Here is a 22296-nt window from a genome sequence, read left to right as displayed (position 1 = left end):
GAGCGCGCCGTCCGGCGTGCCAAGTTTCAGTCTTCCGGACGTCGTCCCTCCCAGGCGTCCTGAAGAAGCTTCCTGATCGATTGACGGTCTATCGGCCGAGGGTTCCAGTACGGATTTTCGACAGCGATCGACGCGGCGCGGTCTAGATCGGCCTCCGTCATTCCGAAATCCTTGAGTGACATCGGCGCACCGATCTGCTTGGAAAAATCCCAAAGACCGCCACCGATCGAGCCGCCGAATATCGCCGCGGCCTGGGAAAGCTCTGCAGCTGCCGCCGCTGCATTGAAAGCCGCGGTATGCGGCAGCATGACAGCATGTGTTTCTGCATGCGGCGTATCGAAAGAACCGCCAAGCGTGTGGCAGATCTTGTGATGCAGCGCCATCCCGACGGCACCAAGGACCGTGCCGCAAAGCCAGGCGCCGTAGAGCGCGTCGCTGCGGGCGTCCGTGTCGTTCGGTGACGTCACGATCTTCGGCAGGCTCAGTTTGAACGCCCGCAGGCCTTCAAGCGCCATGAGCGTCGAGATCGGATTGCGATCGCGGGCATAAAGACCTTCCAATGCATGGGCCATTGCGTTCAGCCCGCTTGTCGCGCTCATCGCGACAGGCAACCCCAGGGTAAGAGACGGATCGTAGATCACGATCTCCGGCAAGATCTTCGCGTCGCGCACCGTCGTCTTCCGACCGCCTTCGGTTTGGCCAAGAATTGGCGTCACCTCCGACCCGGCATAGGTCGTCGGCACGACGATCTGAAAGATGTCGTTGCGATAGGCGATCGCCTTGCCAAGCCCGGTGGTCGATCCCCCACCGAGCGAGACGACGCAGTCGGCAGCCGTATCGAGCACCACCTTCATGGCAGCCTCGGTCACCTCCACGGGCGTGTGCATGACCGCCCCAGAGAAGACGCCGCAGGCCTGTTCGCCAATCTTATTGGCCAGCTCTTCCGCGTCCGCCTTCTGGTGCGGGGTCGAGAGCACAAGCGCGCGCTTGCGCCCAGCCTTTGCGATCCATGCACCGACACTGCCAATGCTGTCGTTGCCGAAAACGATCTGGGCGGGACTGCCTGCGTAGCAGAACGGCCGCGTCATCCCTGCCTCCCCGGTCTTGCGCGAACCATCACAAAGGTCAGGTCGACCGACCTGCCCCGCCGACCGTCGACCTGTGCATGTTCGAACCGCGCAACGAGGTCCGGTCGGACACCGAAAAGGGCATCCTCCGCAAGACGCGGATCACTTGAATCGTAGATGTGCGTCGTAATCGTTTCGAACCCTTTCGCTCTGACAACGAACTGAAGATGAGCCGGACGATGCAGCGGATAGCCAGCACCCTTCAGCAGACGGCCAACGGGCCCGTCGTCCGGCACGCCGTAGCCGGCGGGCATCACCGAGCGATACATGACGCAGCCTTTCGTGTCGGTCCTGAACAGTCCGCGTAGATTGTGCTCTGGTTGGAGATCCGGTTGCTGGTTTTCGTAGAAGCCCTCGGCGTTGGCCTGCCACGTCACAACCTCGGCACCCCCGATGGGAAGCCCGTCGAGATCCTGCACGCGCACGGAGACGCGTAGGGGCTCCCCCTTTCCATCGACCGAGATTGAGGCTCCGGATGAACGCTCAGGGGCGTCGTCCCGATAGAAGGGCCCGCGGATTGTATTCGGCGTCGCGCCCTTCTGTCGACGTGAGTTGATTTCTTCCACCAGCGCGGAAGCGCCGATGAGGTCCGAAAGCAGCACCCATTCCTGACGGCGCTCGTCAGAGGCGTGCCCGACTTCGGTCAGAAACTGGATGACCTTGCGCCACTCGTCCGGGCTCGGGCGGAACTCCTTGATGAGGTCATGAACATGCGTCACGGCCGCAGCGATCAGGTGGGCCAATTTGCCGTTCCGGTTCGCGCTGAAGCGTTCGGCAAAGGCTTCGGATGATGTGGCCTCGTCGAATGTGAGCGCCCTGGCACTCCCTGTCATCATCGTCTCCTCCCGATCGACATATGAGAAGCCTAGCACGATGGAAGTCGAGCGTTGATGATTTTGCAGAGGATCAGTATAACAGATTGTTATGAAGATCGACGAACGTCACCTCATACAGCTTGCGGCCGTGRTCAAAGCTGGCGGCGTCACGGAAGGTGCGGCTTTGCTGGGTCTGGCCCAGCCGGCAATGTCCCGAGCGCTCTCGATGCTGGAAAAGCGGGTGGGCGAACCTCTTTTCGTTAAAGGGCGCAGGCCACTGCAGGCGACGCCGTTCGGGCTGTCGCTGGCGGAGCACGGCCTGGTCATGCTCGCCGCGTCTCGAAAAGCCTCCGACCTCGTCGACAGTTTCCGAATGGGGAGGAGCGGCGTCGTCCGCGTCGGTGGCACGCCCTTTTTCATGGACGCTCTGATCGCGCAGTTCTGCGCCGAGTTCCAACAGACACATCCCGACGTGCGGGTCGAACAGAGCTACGGCTATCTTCCCGATCTCCGCGCAGCCCTCAAGGCCGACCAGATCGACCTGGCCGTCTGCCCGATCGACATCCTCGAAGAAGGCTCCGGCCTAGAGTTCCAGCAGATACTGCCAGGTCGGAATGTCATCGCCTGCCGCTCGACGCACCCCCTCCTCATGAAACGGCGCCCGCGGCCGGGCGAGCTTCTCGACTACCCCTGGGTGGCGCCCCCGCCAGGCAGTCCCCTGCTCGCCGATCTTCGGGCGCTTCTACTGTCCTTCGGAGCGACCGAAATTAAGATACGCTACTCCGGCGGCTCGCTTATGGGCGTCATCAACTACCTCAAAGCGGCCGACGCCTTGACCATTATGCCGCACAGCGTCGTCTTCGCGTTGAGAAAGGAGAAGGCGATCACCGCTCTTCCTGTCAACATTCCGCATCCTGAACGAGCTCTTGCCATACTGACGCGAACTGATGCTCCTCGCGCTCCAGCGGTCGATCACTTCGCCGAGTTTGTCAGGTCCGGCTTCGAGAGCTTGCGCCACCTGATCAAGCGTCATGAGGAAGCCGTCGTCTGGGGCAACTAGCGGGCAGCAGCCTGCGATGAAGACGCGCTTCGCTAACGACCGAAATATGGGATGCACGGGGCGCTACGCGGCACTTCAGATTCTCGAACGTTCCCACCGCCGTCCGCAGCACCATGGTGCTGGTAACATAACTGGCGCTTTTCCCTCGACGAACACTTAGTGCGGCTCGTCGAGGGAGATTTGTTCGCCTAGAAGCGACGTGGTCCTTCGGGCTTGTTTCCGACGATGGTGTCGATCCGGTCCAAAACGTCAGACGCCATCTTTTGCCTGTGTGAGAGGGCCGCGAGATTGTCCTGCAGCTGGCTGGCGCGCGATGCTCCAAGAATGACGGTCGAGACGTTCCGATTGGCAAGGCACCACAAAAGGGCGAGATGCGTGATCGACATGCCGATCTCGTCCGCGAGCTTTGCGAGCTCGCCGACTTGTCTGAGCTGGGCGCGGCCGGCATCACTGGACCACTTCTCCTTCAGCCATTCGTAGCCCGGCAGGTTCATCCGACTATCGGCCGGAACACCGTCGTTGTATTTGCCGGTCAGAACGCCCKAGGCGAGCGGCGACCAGATCGTGGTGCCAAGGCCCATCAGGTCATAGAGCGGCAGATAGTCAGACTCGACCTTCTGGCGCTCGAAGATGTTGTACTGCGGCTGTTCCATGGTCGGCGGCGTGATGCGCAAGTCCCGAGCCACGGCGTAGGCTTCCGTCAATTGCTGCGCGGACCATTCCGACGTGCCCCAGTAGAGCACCTTGCCCTGGGCGACGAGATCATGCATCGCCCGGACCGTTTCCTCGATCGGCGTGTCGATATCCGGGCGGTGGCAGAAGAAAAGGTCGAGGTAGTCGACCTGAAGCCGCTTGAGCGCTGCATGGCAGGCGTCGGTCACATGCTTGCGCGACAGGCCGCGCTGTGTCGGCTTCTGGCCTCCCCAGAAGACCTTGCTGGAGACGACGAAGCTGTCACGGCTCCAGCCAAGCCTGCTGAGTGCCTCGCCCATCACGATCTCGGACTTGCCGCTCTCGTATCCTTCAGCATTGTCGAAGAAGTTCACCCCGTTGTCGTAGGCAAGCTTCATGAGGTCGACGGCGTCGCCTCCATTGACCTGCTTGCCGAACGTGACCCATGAGCCGAAGGAGAACTCGCTCACTTTCAGGCCCGACTTTCCCAAACGTCGATATTCCATCATGCAACTCCCGCAAGTTATGAATAGGTACCGGCCGGTCACCGGGGTCGGTGTCGCCCGATTGATCAACGACCGATTGGCGTAATCTATGGCATGAGCAACGATATGCGAGGCTCAGCTATCGGTTCTCATACCCTCTTTTGTGACGAGACGCCGAATCCAAAGAAAAGGGCGCTCCACGACATCAGTCGGAGCGCCCGTGGCATGCGATCGACGACGTTTGCGGCGGAGGTCGACAGCAGCAACGGCAGAATGATGAGATTCGGAACGGATAGGCAACATGCGATTGGCATCTGCGACGTTATCGCCCGTTGATTGATCGTGTCGTCCACCGGATATCCACAGCCTATCCACAGGCACGGCGGCGGCGACAGCAACAACTTCAATGACATTCGCCTGGCGGCAAAACACTCCTCACAAATGCTTATGTGACTGTGGGATGACACCGCATTTTTGTTTGTCTCTTCGGATACAAACCGTGGCCTGGCTCAGATAGGCTCAGCGCTCCTCCCGACCGTGGCGGCGGACGCCGGGAGGGGTGGGCGGTGGGCAACATGAGGGCCCGCCGCCTTCTTTTAACCGCGCCCCCGGCCCGGCCAGTTCACACGTATAGTTTGACAATTCCCTTGGCTTCCAGGGCCTCGACCGACCTCCGGCGAGATACGCCCTGGCGATGTCATCGACGTCGACCTTCCCAAGGCGCCTCACCGAAAACTCGAGGCGGTCTAACGTCCACTAGTTCTGTGGGCCACTCTCACGGACAACCAAGTCGTTGAAAGGCAATTCGCGCGTCCTCCAACCGCCAGCCCTTTACCACGCGCATTGCTAGCCTGACGGCGTGGCGGCCGGTGTTGCCGATGAACTCCTGCGTGCTGTCAACTCATTGCCGCAGGTGCGCCGACGATCCGTGCGGCGGCCTGGAAGCCCGCGTAATCCGATGCCAATCCTTTGGACCTTCCGGCGCCACTTCAACGCTTTAGCCGCCAGAATCCGGCCCAACGTTGACTTACCCGGCAAATGAATGTTTGCCATTTCTTGTTTTGCAGTGCACAATATTTGCTGCTAACAGGACTTGAGCGGTGAGAATTTGTATCTACAAATCAGATGAAGCTCCTGAAGTAACGCTGTTTTTGCGAGAAGGCGTACCGGTGCCTGCACATCCGAAGGGCCAAAAGTGGCGGCACTTAAAAGCGGTTGTTGGCGAAGAGGTAAGGGCGGACCTTCTGACACAAATAGAGATCGGCAATGGATGTCTTTTTGTCAATCTTGGGGCATCCCCGAAGCACTGATCTAGGATGCCGCGGTGAACGCTGTTCACCCGACATGGAAATATACTCGCTCATTATCGTACCCGCCCCCAGATCGCCAATCGGCTGTCTTTCCAGCAGAATGCCGATAGCGGCGCCCTTCGATAGGCGATCACCTCCTCACGCTCATCGTCTCCCACGGCTTCGCTGATCGGCGGCTCGCGCATCCCGCACTCCATACCTCAGCTTTCAGACTGGCAGCCGCGCCGCCGATGTTCTTATTATGTTCGCGTGAGTCAATAATCAATCTGGGTGAATTGCTTTTTAAGGCTTTGCTGATGAACTGCCATCATGACAAAGCCGCCCCGCAAGCCGTCCGAGCCGATGCTCGGTGAAGCCTACGAGCAGCTCCGCAGCCGGCCGCGCCGGCGGCGAGATCCCGCTCAGCCTAATCTTCCTCACGATCCGATGCCGGCGCATATCGCGCCGCGTCGGGCGGAAGGGAGACACGGTTTCATATGACGCACGACCCGGAATTGAATCAGGGCGAAGGTCAGCAACACCCGCAGCAGACGACCGACCGGGACATGGCTGCTCGCAACTACCTGAACCTCGACACCGCGATCTTGCTGGGGATCCTGTTCATTGCGATCGTCTTCAGATTCCACAAGATCACCTTGCCGCTGGTCGACGGCTTCAGCTGGCGCGAGATAAGCACTGCAATGATGGCCGACAATTTCCAGCAGCGCAGCTGGAACATCTTCTTTCCGGAGGTCAGCTGGACCGGGCCTGGGCCAAGCTATCAGGGCCGCGAGTTCCAGATCGTCAGCTATCTCACGGCCCTGCTCTACCAGCTCTTCGGCTGGCACGACTGGTTCGGCCGCATGGTTGCGGCCTTCTTCGGTCTGGTGACGGTGTTTTCGCTGCACCGGTTAACGGCGCTCTGCTGGGACGAGATTCACGCCCACGCGACCGCACTTGCCTACGCGCTGATGCCGGCGGCGATCATGATCGACAGCTCGTTTCTTCCCGACCCCGCGATGCTGGCCTTGGTGACTCTTGGCGTCTGGCTGTTCGCCAAATACTGGGCCGGCGGCAGCGGCTGGCTCTTGCCACTCGCCACGGTCTGCTTCTCGCTCGGCGTGCTGTCAAAGCCACCAGGCATCGCTGCCGGCGCCGTCATCTTCTATCTGATGGTCTGCTGGATTCTGGAGAAGAAGCGAAAGCAGGCGGCCTGGGTTTTCCTGTCGGGGCTTTTGAGCCTGGCCATCATTGGCGCTTATTTCAGCTGGGCGATTTATCTCGGCCGCAGCTATCCGCCGTTTCATGTCGCCGGTAGCGGCGGCTATATCTGGGATTACGGCTTCTGGACATATGTCAGGGACAGGTTCTACTTCGAATCCTTATCGAACACCTCCGTCTTGTGGTTCTACGGCTATCCGTTCCTGGTGCTGCTCGCGGTCGGCTTGTGGATGCCGCCCAGCCCTGCCAAAGACCCGAAACAACGCACCCTTTCGGCCATTCCCTATGTGTGGCTGGCTGCGGCCATGATCGTCTACCTGGCGGCCGCGGGTGAGATAACCAGTAATGTGTGGAACTTCCACATCTTCCATGTACCTGTCGCGATGTTCTGCGGCCACGGCGCGCTTCTTCTGGCAACGCTTGCATCGCGGAGTATTCTAACGCCGGCGGTGGTGCTTCGCTCGATCTGCATCGTGGCCGTCGCGCTTGCCTGGTCGACCTTGCCCCTCGTCAGGACGATGAAGAAGCCAATCGCCATGAAGGGCAAGCTGCTTGGCGAGGAACTGGCGCGGTTGGCGCAACCGGGCGATCTCGTCGTCGCCATCGCCCCCGAGGTCGGCGATCCCGTCGCAGTCTACTACAGCAGGGCGCGCGGCTGGGTGTTCCCGCCTGGCGGAGGCGATGTCGAATGGTCGAAATTCGTCGCGGATGACGCCACCGCGATCGCACAGCTCGAGGAATTGCGCGCGCAGGGAGCGGATTTGTTCGGCGCGGCCAAGAACGCCGTCGACAAGCAGGACCGGCTATTCGTCGAGCATCATGATGGGGTCATCGACTATCTGGACAAGACCGCAACCAAGCTTGTGGATTCGGATGATTTGCTGGTCTATAGGATCACCCGCCCATGAGATCGCGACAGTCCAGGGCCATCGGCCTGGGACAGGATATGGCCTCGACGGTTCGAGAGAAAAGGGAGTTCGGTATCTCGCATTGCGTATTGCCTTACCACGACCGGATCAATGCTGATCCGGTCGCAGAACCACAGTGCGCCGTTTATTTGTTGGACGCAGCGTCTTCGATGACCTTCGCGACTTTATCGGGATGAGAGACCATCACGACGTGAGACGCGCCTTTAACCACAACCGTCTCTTTAGAACCCGCTCGTTCCGCCATCCATCCTAGCGCCTTTGGCGGTATGTTTTTATCCGCGTCACCATAGACGAACCAAGACGGGATCTTCTTCCAGCTCGCCACAGTCGAGGCCTCGCCAAGAGCCTTATCGGTGATTGGGCGCTGTGTTGCGGCCATCAGCTTGCCCTCCGCCTTGGATACATCCGCAGCGAATTGATCGTGAAACGCGCTCTGCTTGATGTACAGGTCCTTTACTCCACCATCCAACGGGACGGGTTCCGCAAGGGTCGGTGCGAGCGTGCTTCCGGGAAACTTGCCCGAAAGCACGAGGGCCGTTTCCCCAACATCGGGCGCGAACGCCGCGACGAAGACGAGCGATTTGACATTGGCGCTGCCTGCTGCTGCCTCGTTGATCACTGCGCCACCGTAGGAATGGCCGACGAGAACGACGTCAGTCTTCAATCCTGCAACCACTTTGCCTACGTAATCGCCATCGGACGTTACACTTCGAAGCGGATTAGCGACCGCCACCACCGGATAACCATCTTTTTCGAGACGTGTGATCACGCCATTCCAACTGGAGGCGTCGGCAAATGCGCCATGCACAAGGACGACCGTCGGCTTTTCGGCCGCGTGGGCGTTCAAGAGGCCACCTGCGGTGATCGCGGCAGCGGCGACAAATATCTTCAACATAGTCAAACTCCCTTTGTATCGCACCCGATTACTTAGCGCACAATCTTTCAGAAAACAAGTCTTGGAATTCCCGTTCACCTCGATTTGAAGATTGCGGTGAGCCATTGAGGCTGCACGTTGCTCAGACCAGACCCGGCAACGATGCCGGTCCTTCGCCGCATCCGGCTCTTACTCTAGGAAACTGTTGCGATTCCACTGGGCCGCGCCATTTGGCACATTCAAAGGCGCCAGGGCTCCAATCGAAGTGGGGTGAAAGTTCAGCGGCAGGTCAATTTTAAATCCCTTAGCTGCCGGCAAAAAGCCGCACGACCTACTCCCCCATCGATTGGTAGAGCCAGTCGGAGAGCTTCTCGGTTGCCACTCGCGCACCGGCGCCCGGAAGCAGCGCGTCGTCGGTCAATTCAACGCCGAAATACGAGGCGGATCGATCCGTTACCACCTGCCGTTCATCTTCATTCGCGGCGAGATAGATCCGAGCGATTTCATCAATACCGAATTGTTCCGGGCCGCTGATCTCGGCGATACCGTCCAACGGCGCTCCCGTTGCCAATTCAGTCAGCAATGCGGCGACGTCCCCGGCTGCGACCGGCTTCATGAACGCCGGCGGCAATCGAAACACATCACCATCGGCACCGGTGTCGATCAATCCGCTGATGAACTCGTAAAACTGTGTGGAGCGGAGAATAGTATAGGGTCGCTTTGACGCCCTGATGAGATTCTCCTGCACCATTTTCGCGCGGAAGTAATCGCTTTCCACGAGACGCGGCGTGCCGACGACGGAAAGTGCAAGATAGTGCTTGACGCCGGCCTCAGACGCGGCAGCGAGCAAATTCCTGGTCGAAGCCCTGAAAAAATCCAGCGCTGCGCTGTCGCCGAAGGACGCCGCGTTGGTGACATCAATAATGACCTCAGTCCCTGCCAAGGCCGCATCAAGGCCTTTTCCGGTGATGGTGTCGACGCCGAGCGACAACGACGCGGCCGTGACTTGATGACCGGACTGACGGATGTTTTCGCTGAGCCGTGTTCCGATAACACCGGTTGCTCCCGCCACAGTGATATTCATCTCAGCACCCCCTTGTTGCATTGCGCGGCGCAGATGAGGACGAGATCGCCGACGGGCTCGCTATCGTCTTCAATGTCTGGCGATCGATTGGATCGACAATGACTGGAAAGCCAGGCGCCCTCTATCGTCCATGGGGTCCGGTCGCTTTAGCCGTAGGTCTAGGAAAGCCAGCCCAACGGTTAGGATGCCCCACCAGGAAGGCAGAACAGGTCCCCAATTCCTCGTTCGCGCAAAGGTGCCGACCCCGGCACGGGGGCTACATCCCCGCGCAATGCATGGGTTTCCATGAGTTGCGGTTGTAATGTGGCGGGGTTACGGTTTGAACATGAGCTCGCCAGCCCCGAAATCGAGAAGAACTACGGTACGAAACGCCGACGATCCGCTGGCTTTGTCTGTCCGGCAGGAGCAACTGATGATGAGCGTCTGGTCGCACCGCCCCCGACCCCTGCACCTGGGGCTTTTCGTCGTGGCCTATGTGCTGGCCTGCGGATTYGCACAGTCGCTGGCGATCGTCCCTGGAACCGGTATTTCCATCTGGCCCGCGAGCGGGCTTTTCATCGCAACACTTGTCCTCGCCTCCGGCTACAGCTGGCCCTGGTGGATACTGGCGGGCTGCCTGGCTGAACTATTCAGCAATTACCTGTGGTTCCACAGCCCCTTGCCTGCGGCCGTCCTGATCTACATCGGCAACGCCCTTGAAGCGGTGGCCGGGGCATGGCTCGTCAACCAGACTTTGAAGCGGCCAGTTCGGCTTGAAACCTTGCAGGACGTTTTCGCATTTGTCGTACTGGGCGCAGGGATTGCGCCCATCGTCAGCGCGACTGTGGGAAGTGCGACCCTGGCATGGTTTGGCATGCAATCGCAATCCTTTGCAACGGCTTGGCCTCTATGGTGGATCGGAGACGCCACCGGCGTCTTGATCGTAGCACCGCTGGCACTGGTCGTGTTTCATAGCTGGCGCGGCACGACCCGGCTCTCAGCCGCGCAATGGGTGGAAGCTGGCGTCCTGGGGTTGATCTTTCTCGGCGTTGGCGCTCTTTCTCTGAGCGGCTACCTCCCCTTCGCATACATCATCATGCCGCCCCTTCTTTGGGCTGCCGTTCGCTTCGAGTTCAAAGGGGCTGCCGTATCCTTGGCTCTCCTCGCCCTGATCACGGCGCTGTTTAYGATAACGGGGACCAGCCAGTTCGCCGGCGATCCCGAGTCCCAGAAGCACAAGCAGGTTATGCTGCAGCTTTTTCTAGCCATCTCGGCATTTTCGGCGCTCATCGTGGCCGCCATTTCCCGGCAGCACCAGTCGGCAGTGCTCAATTTGCGCCAAAGCATAGAAACATTGCGGGAACGGGAGGAGGAGCTTTCGCATCTCGTGGATATGGTTCCGAGCCATGTGTGGCGCCTGACGCCCGATGGCGAGCCGACATTCTTCAATAGGCGGATGGTCGATTTCCTCGGCCTGGATGTCGTGGATTTCAATAAGCCGGGCATGAGTCGGCTGGAGGCGCTCCTGGACGCCACCGTTCATCCCGAGGATGCGGTGGGGTTCGGTGATGCCCTTCGGAGGTGTCTTCTCACGGGCGAAAACTTCGCCAGCCGCTATCGCTTGCGTCGCGCCGACGGAATTTATCGCTGGATGTCGAGCCGTGCCGAGCCAATGCGGGATCAGGCGGGGCGCATCGTCCAGTGGTACGGCCTTTGCCACGACATCGACGATCAGGTCCATGCCGAGGACGCTGTGCGTCGGAGCCAACAACAGCTTCAGCAGATCATAGACGCCGTGCCGGTCCGCATCTGGAGTGTAGAGCCCGACGGCGGGTCGTTCTATTTCAATAAGCGGTATCAGGATCATTTCCGCTCGGTTATCGCCAATTTCGACGCTCTCGGTGAACCGCGCATCGACGATCTGCTGCAGCAGCTGGTTCATCCCGAAGACGCTCCCGGTATCCAGCGCACACTCCGGAACTGTTTCGAAACCGGCGACGGCTCCGCGATGCGATTTCGCTGGCGCGAAAAGGATGACGTCTACCGCTGGGCGGAGTGCCGGGTGGAGCCTCGGCGCGACGAAAACGGAACGGTCGCGGAATGGTATGGCGTTTCTCTCGACATCGACGATGAGGTACGCGCACTGGAGGCGTTGCGCAACCGAGAGCGCGAACTCTCGCAGCTCGTCGACATGGTCCCGGCTCAGATCAGGCGCCTGACGCCGAAAGGCGAGCCGGTCTTCTTCAACAAACGCCTGATCGACTTTTTCGGTCTCGACGTAGGCGATATGGACAGGCCCGACATGAGCCGCCTCTCGTCGGTCATTCACACCCTCGTCCATCCCGATGACGCATCGAGGTTGCTGGAGACGGTTCACCGTTCCCTCGCCAGTGGCGATCCCTTCTCGATAAAATACCGCATGCGCCGTTTCGACGGTGCCTATCGCTGGGTCGACGGCCGTGCGGAACCGCTGCGGGATCAAAGCGGCGCAATCATCCAATGGTATGTGATCTCAGTCGACATCGACGACGAGATGCGTGCGCAGGAAGCGCTGCGCGACCGCGAGCGAGAGCTTTCGCAACTGGTGGATATGGTTCCCAGCATGCTCTGGCGGCTCAATTCGGAAGGCACGCCGACCTTCTTCAACCAGCGCCTGATCGATTTTCTCGGTCTCGGCATCGCCGATATGGAAAAGCCCGGCTTGAGCCGGCTGGCAGCCCTCATCGAAGCCGCCGTCCATCCCGATGATGCCGCCAACCTCGCCGAAGCGCTCAACCATTCGCTCGTCACCGGCGAGCGCTTCTTGAAGCAGTATCGCCTGCGGCGCGCCGATGGCGTCTACCGCTGGGTGAAGGGCAGCGCGGAGCCGTTGCGGGATGAAAACGGCCGGATCATCCAATGGTATGGTCTCTCGCATGACATCGACGATCAACTGCGCGTCGAGGAGGCGTTGCGGGAGAGAGAACGCTCGCTTTGGCAGCTCGTTGAAACGCTGCCGGCGATGATCGATTGCGCCGCACCGAATGGCGAGCCGATCTATCGCAGCCAGCAACTGCGTGATTTCCTCGGTTATAATCTCGAAGAGTTGGATGGAACGGGCAAAACCCGGCTGGACGGCACACTCGATGCCGGTGTTCATCCCGACGATGTGGCAGGGGTCAAAGAAAACTATGCCCATTCATTGGCCACTGGCGAGCCCTATGCGCGTAGGCACCGTCTGCGGCGCCATGATGGTGAATATCGCTGGGTCGAGACGCGTGCGGCACCGATGCGCAATGCCGAAGGCGTCATCGTCCAGTGGAATGTCATCTGCCTTGATATCGACGGTGAGGTTCACGCGGAGGAAGATCTGCGTCGAGCGCGAGAGGGTCTTGCACGGGCGAGCCAGGTGGCGAGCCTGGCCGAGCTTTCGGCCTCCATCGCGCACGAGGTGAACCAGCCGCTTGCGGCCGTCGTGGCCAACTCACACGCCTGCCAGCGCTGGCTCATGGCCGAGCCGCCGAATATGGAGCGGGCACAGAGGACGGTCGAGCGCATCATCCGGGATGCCAACTCGGCGGCGGATGTCGTCAGCCGCATTCGCGCTCTGTTCAAGCAATCCGTTGACAGGAGGATCCAGACGACGCTCTCCAGCATCATCGATGAAGCGCGCAACCTCATGGCCGACGAAGCGTCGCGGCGTCGCGTTCGGATCGATGTGGGCATCGACGGCAACCTTCCGCTCATCGCAGTCGATCGCATCCAGATCCAGCAGGTTCTGATCAATCTGATCCGCAACGGTATTGAGGCGATGGAAGCCATTGCAGGAGATAAGTTGATCGAGATGCGCGTGCGCCACATCGGCAATGTCGTCCAGACCGAAATCAGCGATCGCGGCCACGGTATCGAGTTCCCCGAGAAGATGTTCGACCCGTTCTTCACGACAAAGGAAAATGGCATGGGCATGGGGCTGGCGATCTGCCGCTCGATCGTCGAGCAGCACGGCGGCCGATTGTGGGCCGAGAAGAACGAACCCCACGGAGCGACGTTGGTCTTCACCTTGCCCATAGAAATGAAGGCGGCGTCATGACGATTGATGACCATATTGTCTTCATCGTCGATGACGACGAACGTGTTCGGGAAGCGCTCAGCGAGCTGCTGGACTCGCACGGCATGCGCGCCATCGCCTTCGAATCGGCCGGCGACTACGTGAGAGCGGACAAGCCGGATGTCCCCGCCTGCCTCATCCTCGATATCGAGCTGCCTGACATCAACGGCCTCGATCTGCAGACACAGATCGCCGGCAGGGATCATCCGCCGATCGTCTTCATCACAGGACATGGCGACATTCCCTCCTCCGTGCGTGCGATCAAACATGGCGCGGTGGATTTCCTGACCAAACCCTTCAGCGATGCAGACCTCATGGCGGCAATCCACGCGGCGATCGCTGAGGATCGAGAGAAGAGATCGGAACGCGCCGAGCTCGATATGCTCAAACGGCACTATCTCGACCTGACGCCGCGAGAGCGCGAGGTGCTGCCACTCGTCGTCAGCGGCCTTCTCAACAAGCAGGCGGCAGCCGAATTGGGGATCAGCGAAGTGACGCTGCAAATCCACAGAAGAAATGTGATGCAGAAAATGGCGGCGGCATCGCTCGCCGATCTGGTGCGGATCGCGGAGAGATTGGAAATACCGATAACCCACTCGCGCCGAGTGGGAGGGAATTGAAACATGAACAAGACAAGACACGTCGTGGCAATTGTCGATGACGATCCAAGGTTGCTTGAATCGATGGGCGACCTTCTGGAATCTGCGGGTTATGTGGCCCGCAGCTTCTCATCGGCGGGCTCGCTGCTCGTCAACGGGCTGTCGGACCTCGACCTGCTCATCACCGATATCGGAATGCCTGGCATCGACGGCTTCGAACTTCGTGACCTGGTAAGGAAATCACGTCCGGAGCTGCCGGTATTCATGATCACGGGCCGCCACGAAATAGCCGATCAGGGACGCGCTCAAGGCGCGGGCRGATTTTTCCGCAAGCCCTTCGATGCCCAGGCCCTGCTGGCGGCCATCGCCAACGCTTTGCATAAATCGACAGATGGAGGGTGACATGAGAGTTGACCAGCCGTTGCAGCGGAGATCGGCGCCGTTATCACTGCAATGCACTTATGAAGAGAATCAGCCGCTTGTCATAATCGTCGATGACGACGCCTCGGTGCGCGAGGCACTGTCTGAGCTGATCTTGTCGGCGGGTTTCCAGTCGACCAGTTTTGCTTCGACCCGAGAATTGCTTGAAGCCGATATATTGGATAGCCCCGGCTGCCTGATCCTCGACGTGCGCATGCCAGGCGCAAGCGGCCTTCACCTGCAGAGTCATCTGGCCGAAAACGGCATTTCCAAACCGATCATCTTCCTGACCGGACATGGCGACATCCCGATGACCGTCCAGGCGATGAAGGCCGGCGCCGTGGACTTTCTCACCAAACCGGCGCGGGACCAGACGCTGCTCGACGCCATCAGTGCGGCCATTGCGATGGATGCCGAGCGACGGGCGGAAGCCGCTATCGCCAAGCGCAATATCGAGCGCCTGGAGACGCTGACGCAGCGTGAACGCGAGGTTCTGCATGAAGTGGCGCGCGGACGTCTCAACAAGCAGATTGCCTTCGATTTCGGCATCAGTGAGGTGACGGTCAAGCTGCATCGCAGCAATGTCATGCACAAGATGGAGGCGGCCTCCATCGGCGAATTGATCCGGGCGTGGGAAACACTGCCCGCACAAATGCGCCAGGTCGGCCCGCGCTAGCTTACTCGCTTATAGGTGATGAATGCCGGCCTCGAACATGATCTGCCGCCGCTGTCCATTTGATGCGCGCCGTATCCGATTCGCGCCGGAAAAGACGATGCGGCGCCGATAGTGGGTTTCGGCCCCGCACCCATGCGTTATCTCTAAATTAAAGCTCGGGGATATGACCCGGCTTTGGTTCCCCAAAGGAGATCTCGCCTTGAACAATCAATCGTCAGCCGCGCCTTCCCCTGAAACCAACGCCTTCGACAACGAAGCAAACTTCCTGTCAGCCATGGGGAATGCCAAACGGCTTCACATTCTGCATCTGTTGGCCGAAGGAGAAATGTCCGTGAGCGTCCTGGCCGACGAGGTGGGATTAAGCCAATCTTCGACTTCCCAGCATTTGGCAATTCTTCGAGAACAGGAACTCGTGCAGACCCGAAGGGCTGCCCAGACGATCTACTATTCACTTCAATCAGCTGCAGCCACAGCGATGCTCGATACGCTGGCCGACATCTTCGGATGGCACCGTCGCACCGACGTAGAATGTGCCCGAACCGTACTCACCTGACGAAATCACGAAGCGTTGCTCTTGCGGAGAATGATCTTGTCGGCAACTCAGGATCGGCGCCGGGGCAACGAAGAGCAGCGCAATGGCGAAGAAGGCGGTTTCGAAAGAGATGACTGCGGCTTGAGCGTAAGCGCCAAGCTGAGGCCGTTCAGGCGGCGCAATTCCAAGGCCGGGATGCGGTGGCGCGGGAGCCCCGCGGTGCTTGGCCCACATGCCCCTCGAACGCGTCGATCCCTGATGTACGTTTGATGTACGCCTCCTAGACCACGGTGTGATTACGCCTCCATTGCGAATGGCGATAATGGACCACATCAGGAACGGAACAGTCAGGAGACGGCCATGAGTATGGACAATACTTCATACCCCGGCAGACCAGAACCCGACGAACTTTCGTCGCGCTATGCGCTGCGGATCGGCGAGATTGCTGGGCTGGGCGCGGACGGAGGCGATCATGGACGTATATGAGGCAGTCAAAAGTCGACGGTCGGTGCGCGGATTCAAAGACGAGCCTGTGGAGAGGGAGGTACTTGAGCGTGTACTGTCCGCCGCAGCTTGGTCGCCGTCAGGATCGAACATCCAGCCGTGGAACACCTACGTGATGACCGGCGCATCGCTGGCCGAGCTCAAGACGTCCGCCGTCGAGCGCGTGGCCCATGGTGACCCCTGGGATAAGCGGGAGTACGAGATGTACCCGCCCGCGCTGAAGCCTCCCTACGGGGAGCGCCGGTCCGCCTTCGGCAAGGAGCGCTACAGCGCGCTCGGCATTGCACGCGAGGACTGGGAGGCGCGCCAGCGGGCAGCAATCGCCAACTGGAACTGTTTCGGCGCGCCCGCCGCCCTGTTCTGCTACATTGACCRTGACCTGGGCCCACCCCAATGGGCCGACGTTGGCATGTATCTGCAGACCGTCATGCTGCTGCTCCGCGCCGAAGGTCTGCACAGTTGCCCGCAGATGGCGTGGTCGCAGGTTCGCGAGACGGTCGCGGAGGTCCTCTCACCCCCGGACGGGCTCATCCTCTTCTGCGGCATGTCGATCGGGTACGAGGACCCCACGGTCAGTTACGCCCGTACAGGCCGCGCCCCGCTCGGCGAGACGGTCACGTTCCTCGGCGATTAGTGACTTGCCAATCATCATCGCGAGATATTGGAGAACGCCATGACCACGCATAGAGTAGGCTATCTCATCGGCAGCCTCGCCAAGGGCTCGATCAACCGCAAGCTCGCCAAGGCGTTGGTGCGGTTCGCCCCGCCGGAACTTGAAATGTCGGAGATACCCTTCAAGGACCTGCCGCTCTACAGCTACGACTATGATGCCGACTACCCTCCGGCTGGCAAGGCATTCAAGGCGGCAATCGCGGCCGTCGACGCCGTGCTGTTTGTCACGCCCGAATACAATCGATCCATACCCGGCGGGCTGAAAAACGCAATCGACTGGGCGAGCCGCCCCTACGGCACCAACTCGTTCAGACGTAAGCCGTCAGCGGTGATCGGCACGTCGCCGGGCGCGATAGGCACAGCAGTCGCCCAGCAGAATTTGCGCAGTGTGCTCAGTTTCTGCAACTCTCCCCAGATGAATGCCCCGGAAGCCTACATCCAGTTCACACCGGGGTTGATCACCGATGACGGCGAGGTCACGAACGACACCACCGCCGATTTCCTTCGCACTTTCATGCAGGACTTTCATGTCTTCATCGCAAGGGTTCGCTCAGTGCTGCCTAGGGATGCCTAGAAGCGTCGCCCTGCGGGCGCTGGCCGGGTCCATCCGGACGGCCAGCTCCTGTTTTTAAAGCGCGCAATGCCCTCAGGCGAAGGCGTAGGAGCCGTCAGGCCGCTTCGGCACGCGCCGCTGCCAATGGATGTAGCCTTCCTCTTCCATCGCCTTCTCGTCCATTTCGACGCCCCAGCCCGGCCGATCGGGACGCAATTCGAGATAACCGTCCTTCGGCAGATAGGGATCGACGACGTAGCGGGTTTCTCCCTGCCGCTTCTCGATATCGATGCCGCCATAGACGTAGGCCTGTCCCTTTGGCAGCCGGTATTCGAGGATGCGGAAATTCTGCGCCGCGGCCGAAAAATGAACATTGACCGCCGTCGCAAGCGGTCCCATCGGGTTATGCGGCGCCACCCCAACGCAGAAGGCTTCGGCGAGCGTGGCGATGCGGCGCATTTCGCTGATGCCGCCGACAACGCAGATATCCGGCTGGATGAGGTCGGCGCCCTTGACCTGCAGCAGGCGCAGGAACTCGTTTCTGTTATAGAGCGACTCGCCGGTTGCGAGCACGCAATTGAGCCCCTGTTTCAGGTCGCCCCAGGCCTCGATATTTTCAGGACGCAGCGGCTCCTCGTAAAACAGCGGGTCGTAGGGGGCCAAGGCATTGCCGAGTTGCCTTGCGGCGATCGGCTCGAAGATCTTGGCGTGGGCGTCGAAGGCGATCTCGTATTCGTCATTGACCGTTTCGCGCAGCGAGCGGAAATAATCAGCCGAGGCCTTGACGACGTTGCCCCAGCGATGGGCGTGCATGTCGAGACGCCAGGGGCTGAGCTTGAAGGCGGTAAAACCCCACCCCTCCTTCAGACGATCGAACTCGTCGCGGGCCGCCGGCGCATCCGGTGCGGTGTATACTCCGGCATAGACCTTGATGCGGTCGCGCACTTCGCCGCCCAGCAGCTTGTAGACCGGGACGTTCGCTGCCTTGGCCGCAAGGTCCCACAGGCAGTGATCGAGCGCGGAGATCGCGGCAAGACCGAGCGCGCCCGGCGGGAACCGGCTTTGCTGGATCAACAGATTGACCAGATAGTCGACGCGTGTCGGATCCTGGCCGGACAGAAATTCGTAGAGATAATCCAGCAGCGGCGGAAGCGCCTTGTCGGGGCCGTGATTGTAGCATTCACCCCAGCCCGTTAGCCCATCATCGGTGTCGAGCGCGACGATCACGCGGGGACGGTCCTTGTCGCGGGTCATGAAAACCCGCATGCGGTCGATCTTCATCTTTCTGTCCTTCTAGCGATTGAAATAGCTGCGGCGCGACTGGCGCGTCTGCACGTAGAGATGCTGGTTGTCGGTCCCGGGATTGTAGGCGCCGGCACTTTGCGGCACCGAGACATTGCCGCCGCTGGGGAAGCGCGCCACAAAGGCCTCGTCGATATCGCAGCCAAGTCCCGGGCCATTGGGAACGGCGATCAAGCCGTCGACCTGCTCAGGATGCGGCACGATCGTCTGGCGACGGCCGTTCCAATCATCGTCGAGGCGCTCGAGGATGAGGGCGTTGGGGATCGCCGCAAGCAGATGCAAAGCCGCATATTCCGCCACTGGCCCGAGCGAGCCCGAATGCGGCGCCATCTGGATATGATGCGCCTCGGCCATGGCCGCGATCTTCTTCATCTGGGTGATGCCGCCGGCCCGGCCGGTGTCCGGCTGGATCACGTCGACCAGTTCCTTCTCGATGAGCTCACGCTCGCCGAAGATGGTTGCAGAGCGTTCGCCAGCCGCAAGCGGCACATGCGCTGCGTCGCGGATGCGACGGTAGCCGTCGATATTCTCCGGCGCGATCGGATCCTCCACCCACATCAATTCATAGGGTTCGAGCGCCCGAACCAGCCGGCAGGCATCCGCAGGCGTCAGCCATGGCGGCCCATGCAGATCGATGGCAATGTCCATATCGTCGCCGACGGCGTCACGCAGGGTGGCAACCTTGCGGACCGGATCGGCGACCCCGCCGCATTTGATCGCCTTGATACCGCGCGCTTTGAGGGCAAGCGCGCGCTCGGGTGTATTCGCATGCGAATAGATCGGGATCCGGTCGCGCACCTTGCCGCCGAGCAGCATCCAGACAGGCACGCCGAGCGCCTTGCCCTTGATGTCCCATAGCGCCATGTCGATGCCGGTCATCGCACCGCCACCGACCGTCCCGAGCATGCCATGGCCCATCATCGCGATATGCATCTTCTGCCACAGCCGCTCGGTATGAGCCGGATCTTCGCCGATCAGGAGTGGGGCGAGATCATGGATCGCCGTCTCGACGACGCGCGGCCAGCCGGAGCATTCACCGATGCCGGTGATGCCCTCGTCGGTATCGATCTTCAGAAAGAGCCAGTTTCTGGTACCGCCGAACTGCTTGGAGGCGCCATCACCCGCACGTTGGTCGGAAGCCCATTTCGAGGGGTCTGGCTGACCGACATGCATGAGAAAAGTGCGGATCCCGGTGATTTTCATCGCAGAGAACTCCCATTCTTCAGAATGTCCGGCGCGACGTAGCGGAAACGCCGCGACTGATCGCGATCACGCGGATCGGGGCGCGGGATCGCTGATATCAGCGCCTGCGTATAGGCGTGCTCGGGCGTGCGGCAGACCTTCTCCGCATCGCCGATTTCGACGAGCTGGCCTTTGTACATGACGCCGACACGGTCGCACATGTAGCGGATAACGCCAATGTCATGGCTGATGAAGATATAGGCGAGGCCGAGTTCGTCCTGCAGGCGCATCAACAGATCGAGCACCTGCGAGCGCACGGAAACGTCGAGCGCCGAGGTTGCCTCATCGGCAACGATGACGCGCGGATTGAGGGTGATGGCGCGGGCAATACCGATGCGCTGACGCTGGCCGCCGGAGAATGCGTGCGGATAGCGTTCGCGTGCCCTCGGGTCGAGACCAACCTGCTCCATCAGGTGGCAAACCCGCTCTTCCAGCGCCCGCCCTTTTGCGACGCCATTGACGAGCAGCGGCTCGCCGATGATCTGGGAGACGGTCATGCGCGGGTTGAGGGAGCCGAAAGGATCCTGAAACACCATTCGCAATTCCCGCCGTGCGGAGGCGAGCGTCTGACCTTTTGCCGTTGCCAGATCGATGATATCGCCGTCGGCACGGCGATAGAGGATTTCGCCTGCTGTGGGATCAATCAGCCGCATGATCGAGCGACCCATCGTCGTCTTGCCGGATCCGCTCTCGCCGACGATGCCGAGCGTTTCGCCCGGCAGAAGCGAAATGGAAACATCGTCCAGCGCTTTCACCTCGCCGAAATCCATCGATACATTGCGGAGTTCGAGGATCGGTGGCGCCGTCGTGTCGAGCGGCGGGCGCGCCAGCCGGATTTCGGCCTTCGCTTCCAGCTTCAGCACCGAGCCGATCAGCATCCGGGTATAGTCGTCTTTCGGCGCATGAAAAATCTGCTCGACCGGCGCATATTCCTTGGCGACGCCGTTGTGCATGACGAGCACATCGTCGGCGATCTGCGCCACGACGCCCATGTCATGCGTAATGAACAGAACGGCCATGCCCTTGGCCTTCTGCAGCCGGGCGATCAGGTCGAGAATTTCGGCCTGGGTCGTCACGTCGAGGGCCGTGGTCGGCTCGTCGGCGATCAGCAGCTGCGGCTTGCAGGCGAGCGCCATGGCAATCATCGCGCGCTGGCGCATCCCGCCGGAATATTGAAAGGCATATCGGTCCAGCGCTTTATCAGGTGAGGGAATCTCGACCTGCTTAAGCAGCGATATGGCCTCAGCGCGCGCCTCTGCCTTACTCATCCTGGTGTGAAGGCGAAGCGCCTCGACGATCTGGTTGCCGACCGTGTGGATCGGCGACAGCGACGACATCGGCTCCTGGAAGATCATGGCGATGTCGCGGCCGCGGATCGCTCGGATCTGACGCCCGCGCGGATTGAGGCTGGTCAGATCGATCGAGCCGCCGTTCTGATCGTTCAATATGATCGATCCGCCGGATATCCGGCCGGGCGCATCGACGATCTGCAGGATCGAACGCGCCGTCACCGACTTGCCGGATCCGCTTTCGCCGACGACACAGAGCGTCTTGCCCGGCTCGATCGAGAAAGACAGATCGCTGACCGCGCGAAAGACGCCGGTGCGCAGAGGGAACTCGACCGTCAGATTTTTCACCTGGAGCAGAGGCCTGCCGGCAATGGGAAGGATGTCGGTCATGCCGGCCTCATTTGTTGTAGGGATCGGCCGCATCGCGCAGGCCGTCGCCGAGAAGGTTGAGCGCCATCACGGCGACCACGACGGCACAGCCCGGCATGAAAAGCCATGGCGCGGTGGCAATCGAGCGAATGTTCTGGGCCTCGCGCAAAAGCACGCCCCAGGAGATGGTCGGCGGCTGCAGACCGAGCCCCAGGAAAGAGAGAGAGGTTTCGGCAAGGATCATCGCCGGCACTGCAAGCGTGATCGACGCGATGATATGGCTGGCGAAACTCGGCAGCATATGGCGAAAGATGATGCGTCTTTCGCGAACGCCGTCGAGCCTCGCGGCGGCGACGAATTCCTCGGTGCGCAAAGACAGGAAGCGGCCGCGAACGACGCGGGCAAGCTGCGCCCAGCCGGTCAGCGACAGGATGATCGTAATCATCATATATTGCAGCGTCGCAGGCCAGTCCTGCGGCAGGGCCGCGGCCATTGCGAGCCAGATCGGAATCGTCG

The 22296-nt window shown here is 60.6% G+C and carries 18 protein-coding genes; 9 read left to right on the top strand and 9 right to left on the bottom strand.

Features of this window, described 5'->3' with window-relative positions; translation table 11 throughout:
* Positions 1–26 precede the first annotated feature (26 nt).
* A complete protein-coding gene (locus tag AC1ECN_RS32075; protein WP_024319745.1) occupies positions 27–1088 on the bottom strand; it encodes a maleylacetate reductase in 1062 nt (353 codons plus the stop codon).
* Positions 1085–1963, bottom strand: a complete 879-nt coding sequence (locus AC1ECN_RS32070) for a dioxygenase family protein (protein WP_130665751.1) — start codon at positions 1961–1963, stop codon at positions 1085–1087. Before AC1ECN_RS32070 ends, AC1ECN_RS32075 begins: the two co-directional genes overlap by 4 nt.
* 88 nt (positions 1964–2051) lie before the next feature.
* On the opposite strand from AC1ECN_RS32070, the gene AC1ECN_RS32065 reads away from it, so the two are divergent.
* Positions 2052–3002, top strand: coding sequence for a LysR family transcriptional regulator (locus AC1ECN_RS32065; RefSeq protein ID WP_477955226.1), 951 nt, complete (start codon positions 2052–2054; stop codon positions 3000–3002).
* 188 nt (positions 3003–3190) lie between these two features.
* Here AC1ECN_RS32065 and AC1ECN_RS32060 read toward each other — a convergent pair whose 3' ends face one another.
* Positions 3191–4180 carry a potassium channel beta subunit family protein gene (locus tag AC1ECN_RS32060; protein ID WP_477955224.1) on the bottom strand — a complete coding sequence of 330 codons (990 nt, stop codon included), beginning with the start codon at positions 4178–4180 and terminating at the stop codon, positions 3191–3193.
* 1765 nt (positions 4181–5945) lie between these two features.
* On the opposite strand from AC1ECN_RS32060, the gene AC1ECN_RS32055 reads away from it, so the two are divergent.
* Positions 5946–7577: an ArnT family glycosyltransferase gene (locus AC1ECN_RS32055; protein WP_130680480.1), complete on the top strand. Its 1632-nt coding sequence runs from the start codon at positions 5946–5948 to the stop codon at positions 7575–7577.
* A 145-nt stretch (positions 7578–7722) separates the two neighbouring features.
* Here the strand turns inward: AC1ECN_RS32055 and AC1ECN_RS32050 are convergent, their stop codons facing one another.
* Both AC1ECN_RS32050 and AC1ECN_RS32045 read right to left on the bottom strand, forming a co-directional pair.
* Positions 7723–8493, bottom strand: a complete 771-nt coding sequence (locus AC1ECN_RS32050) for an alpha/beta fold hydrolase (protein ID WP_018073093.1) — start codon at positions 8491–8493, stop codon at positions 7723–7725.
* Positions 8494–8803: 310 nt separating this feature from the next.
* The gene (locus tag AC1ECN_RS32045) at positions 8804–9556 is read right to left on the bottom strand and encodes an SDR family oxidoreductase (RefSeq protein WP_130680478.1); all 753 of its coding nucleotides are present in this window, start codon (positions 9554–9556) and stop codon (positions 8804–8806) included.
* Positions 9557–9968: 412 nt separating this feature from the next.
* Here AC1ECN_RS32045 and AC1ECN_RS32040 point away from each other — a divergent pair, with 412 nt between their 5' ends.
* The 7 genes from AC1ECN_RS32040 (at position 9969) to AC1ECN_RS32010 (ending at position 17599) form a co-directional block, all read left to right on the top strand.
* Positions 9969–13604 carry a PAS domain-containing protein gene (locus tag AC1ECN_RS32040; protein WP_477955221.1) on the top strand — a complete coding sequence of 1212 codons (3636 nt, stop codon included), beginning with the start codon at positions 9969–9971 and terminating at the stop codon, positions 13602–13604.
* Entirely contained in the window at positions 13601–14242 is a 642-nt protein-coding gene (locus AC1ECN_RS32035; RefSeq protein ID WP_130714049.1) for a response regulator transcription factor, read from the top strand. Before AC1ECN_RS32040 ends, AC1ECN_RS32035 begins: the two co-directional genes overlap by 4 nt.
* Before the next feature lie 3 nt (positions 14243–14245).
* The gene (locus AC1ECN_RS32030; protein WP_477955219.1) at positions 14246–14623 is read left to right on the top strand and encodes a response regulator; all 378 of its coding nucleotides are present in this window, start codon (positions 14246–14248) and stop codon (positions 14621–14623) included.
* 1 nt (position 14624) lies between these two features.
* Positions 14625–15317, top strand: coding sequence for a response regulator transcription factor (locus AC1ECN_RS32025; RefSeq protein ID WP_024319736.1), 693 nt, complete (start codon positions 14625–14627; stop codon positions 15315–15317).
* A 199-nt stretch (positions 15318–15516) separates the two neighbouring features.
* Entirely contained in the window at positions 15517–15870 is a 354-nt protein-coding gene (locus AC1ECN_RS32020; protein ID WP_024319735.1) for an ArsR/SmtB family transcription factor, read from the top strand.
* Positions 15871–16321: 451 nt separating this feature from the next.
* Positions 16322–16987 carry a nitroreductase gene (locus AC1ECN_RS32015; protein ID WP_477955216.1) on the top strand — a complete coding sequence of 222 codons (666 nt, stop codon included), beginning with the start codon at positions 16322–16324 and terminating at the stop codon, positions 16985–16987.
* Between the two features lie 39 nt (positions 16988–17026).
* Complete coding sequence (locus AC1ECN_RS32010) at positions 17027–17599, top strand: NADPH-dependent FMN reductase (protein WP_024319733.1); 573 nt, start codon at positions 17027–17029, stop codon at positions 17597–17599.
* A 72-nt stretch (positions 17600–17671) separates the two neighbouring features.
* On the opposite strand, the gene AC1ECN_RS32005 is transcribed toward AC1ECN_RS32010, so the two are convergent.
* From AC1ECN_RS32005 to AC1ECN_RS31990, 4 genes are all read right to left on the bottom strand, one after another.
* Positions 17672–18859 (bottom strand): galactarate dehydratase, encoded by a 1188-nt coding sequence (locus AC1ECN_RS32005; protein WP_130682903.1) that lies wholly within the window; start codon positions 18857–18859, stop codon positions 17672–17674.
* Between the two features lie 12 nt (positions 18860–18871).
* Positions 18872–20083 (bottom strand): mandelate racemase/muconate lactonizing enzyme family protein, encoded by a 1212-nt coding sequence (locus tag AC1ECN_RS32000; protein WP_477955215.1) that lies wholly within the window; start codon positions 20081–20083, stop codon positions 18872–18874.
* On the bottom strand, positions 20080–21801 hold the full coding sequence (locus AC1ECN_RS31995) for an ABC transporter ATP-binding protein (protein ID WP_130682907.1): 1722 nt from the start codon (positions 21799–21801) through the stop codon (positions 20080–20082). The genes AC1ECN_RS32000 and AC1ECN_RS31995 overlap by 4 nt, the downstream gene beginning before the upstream one ends.
* Before the next feature lie 7 nt (positions 21802–21808).
* The coding region (locus AC1ECN_RS31990; RefSeq protein ID WP_477955213.1) for an ABC transporter permease at positions 21809–22296 on the bottom strand (488 nt) is incomplete at its 5' end.

This window comes from Rhizobium sp. 01N447_2 (assembly GCF_056399245.1).
Note: the sequence above shows the minus strand (reverse complement) of the source record. Positions and strands in the feature narration are given on the sequence as shown.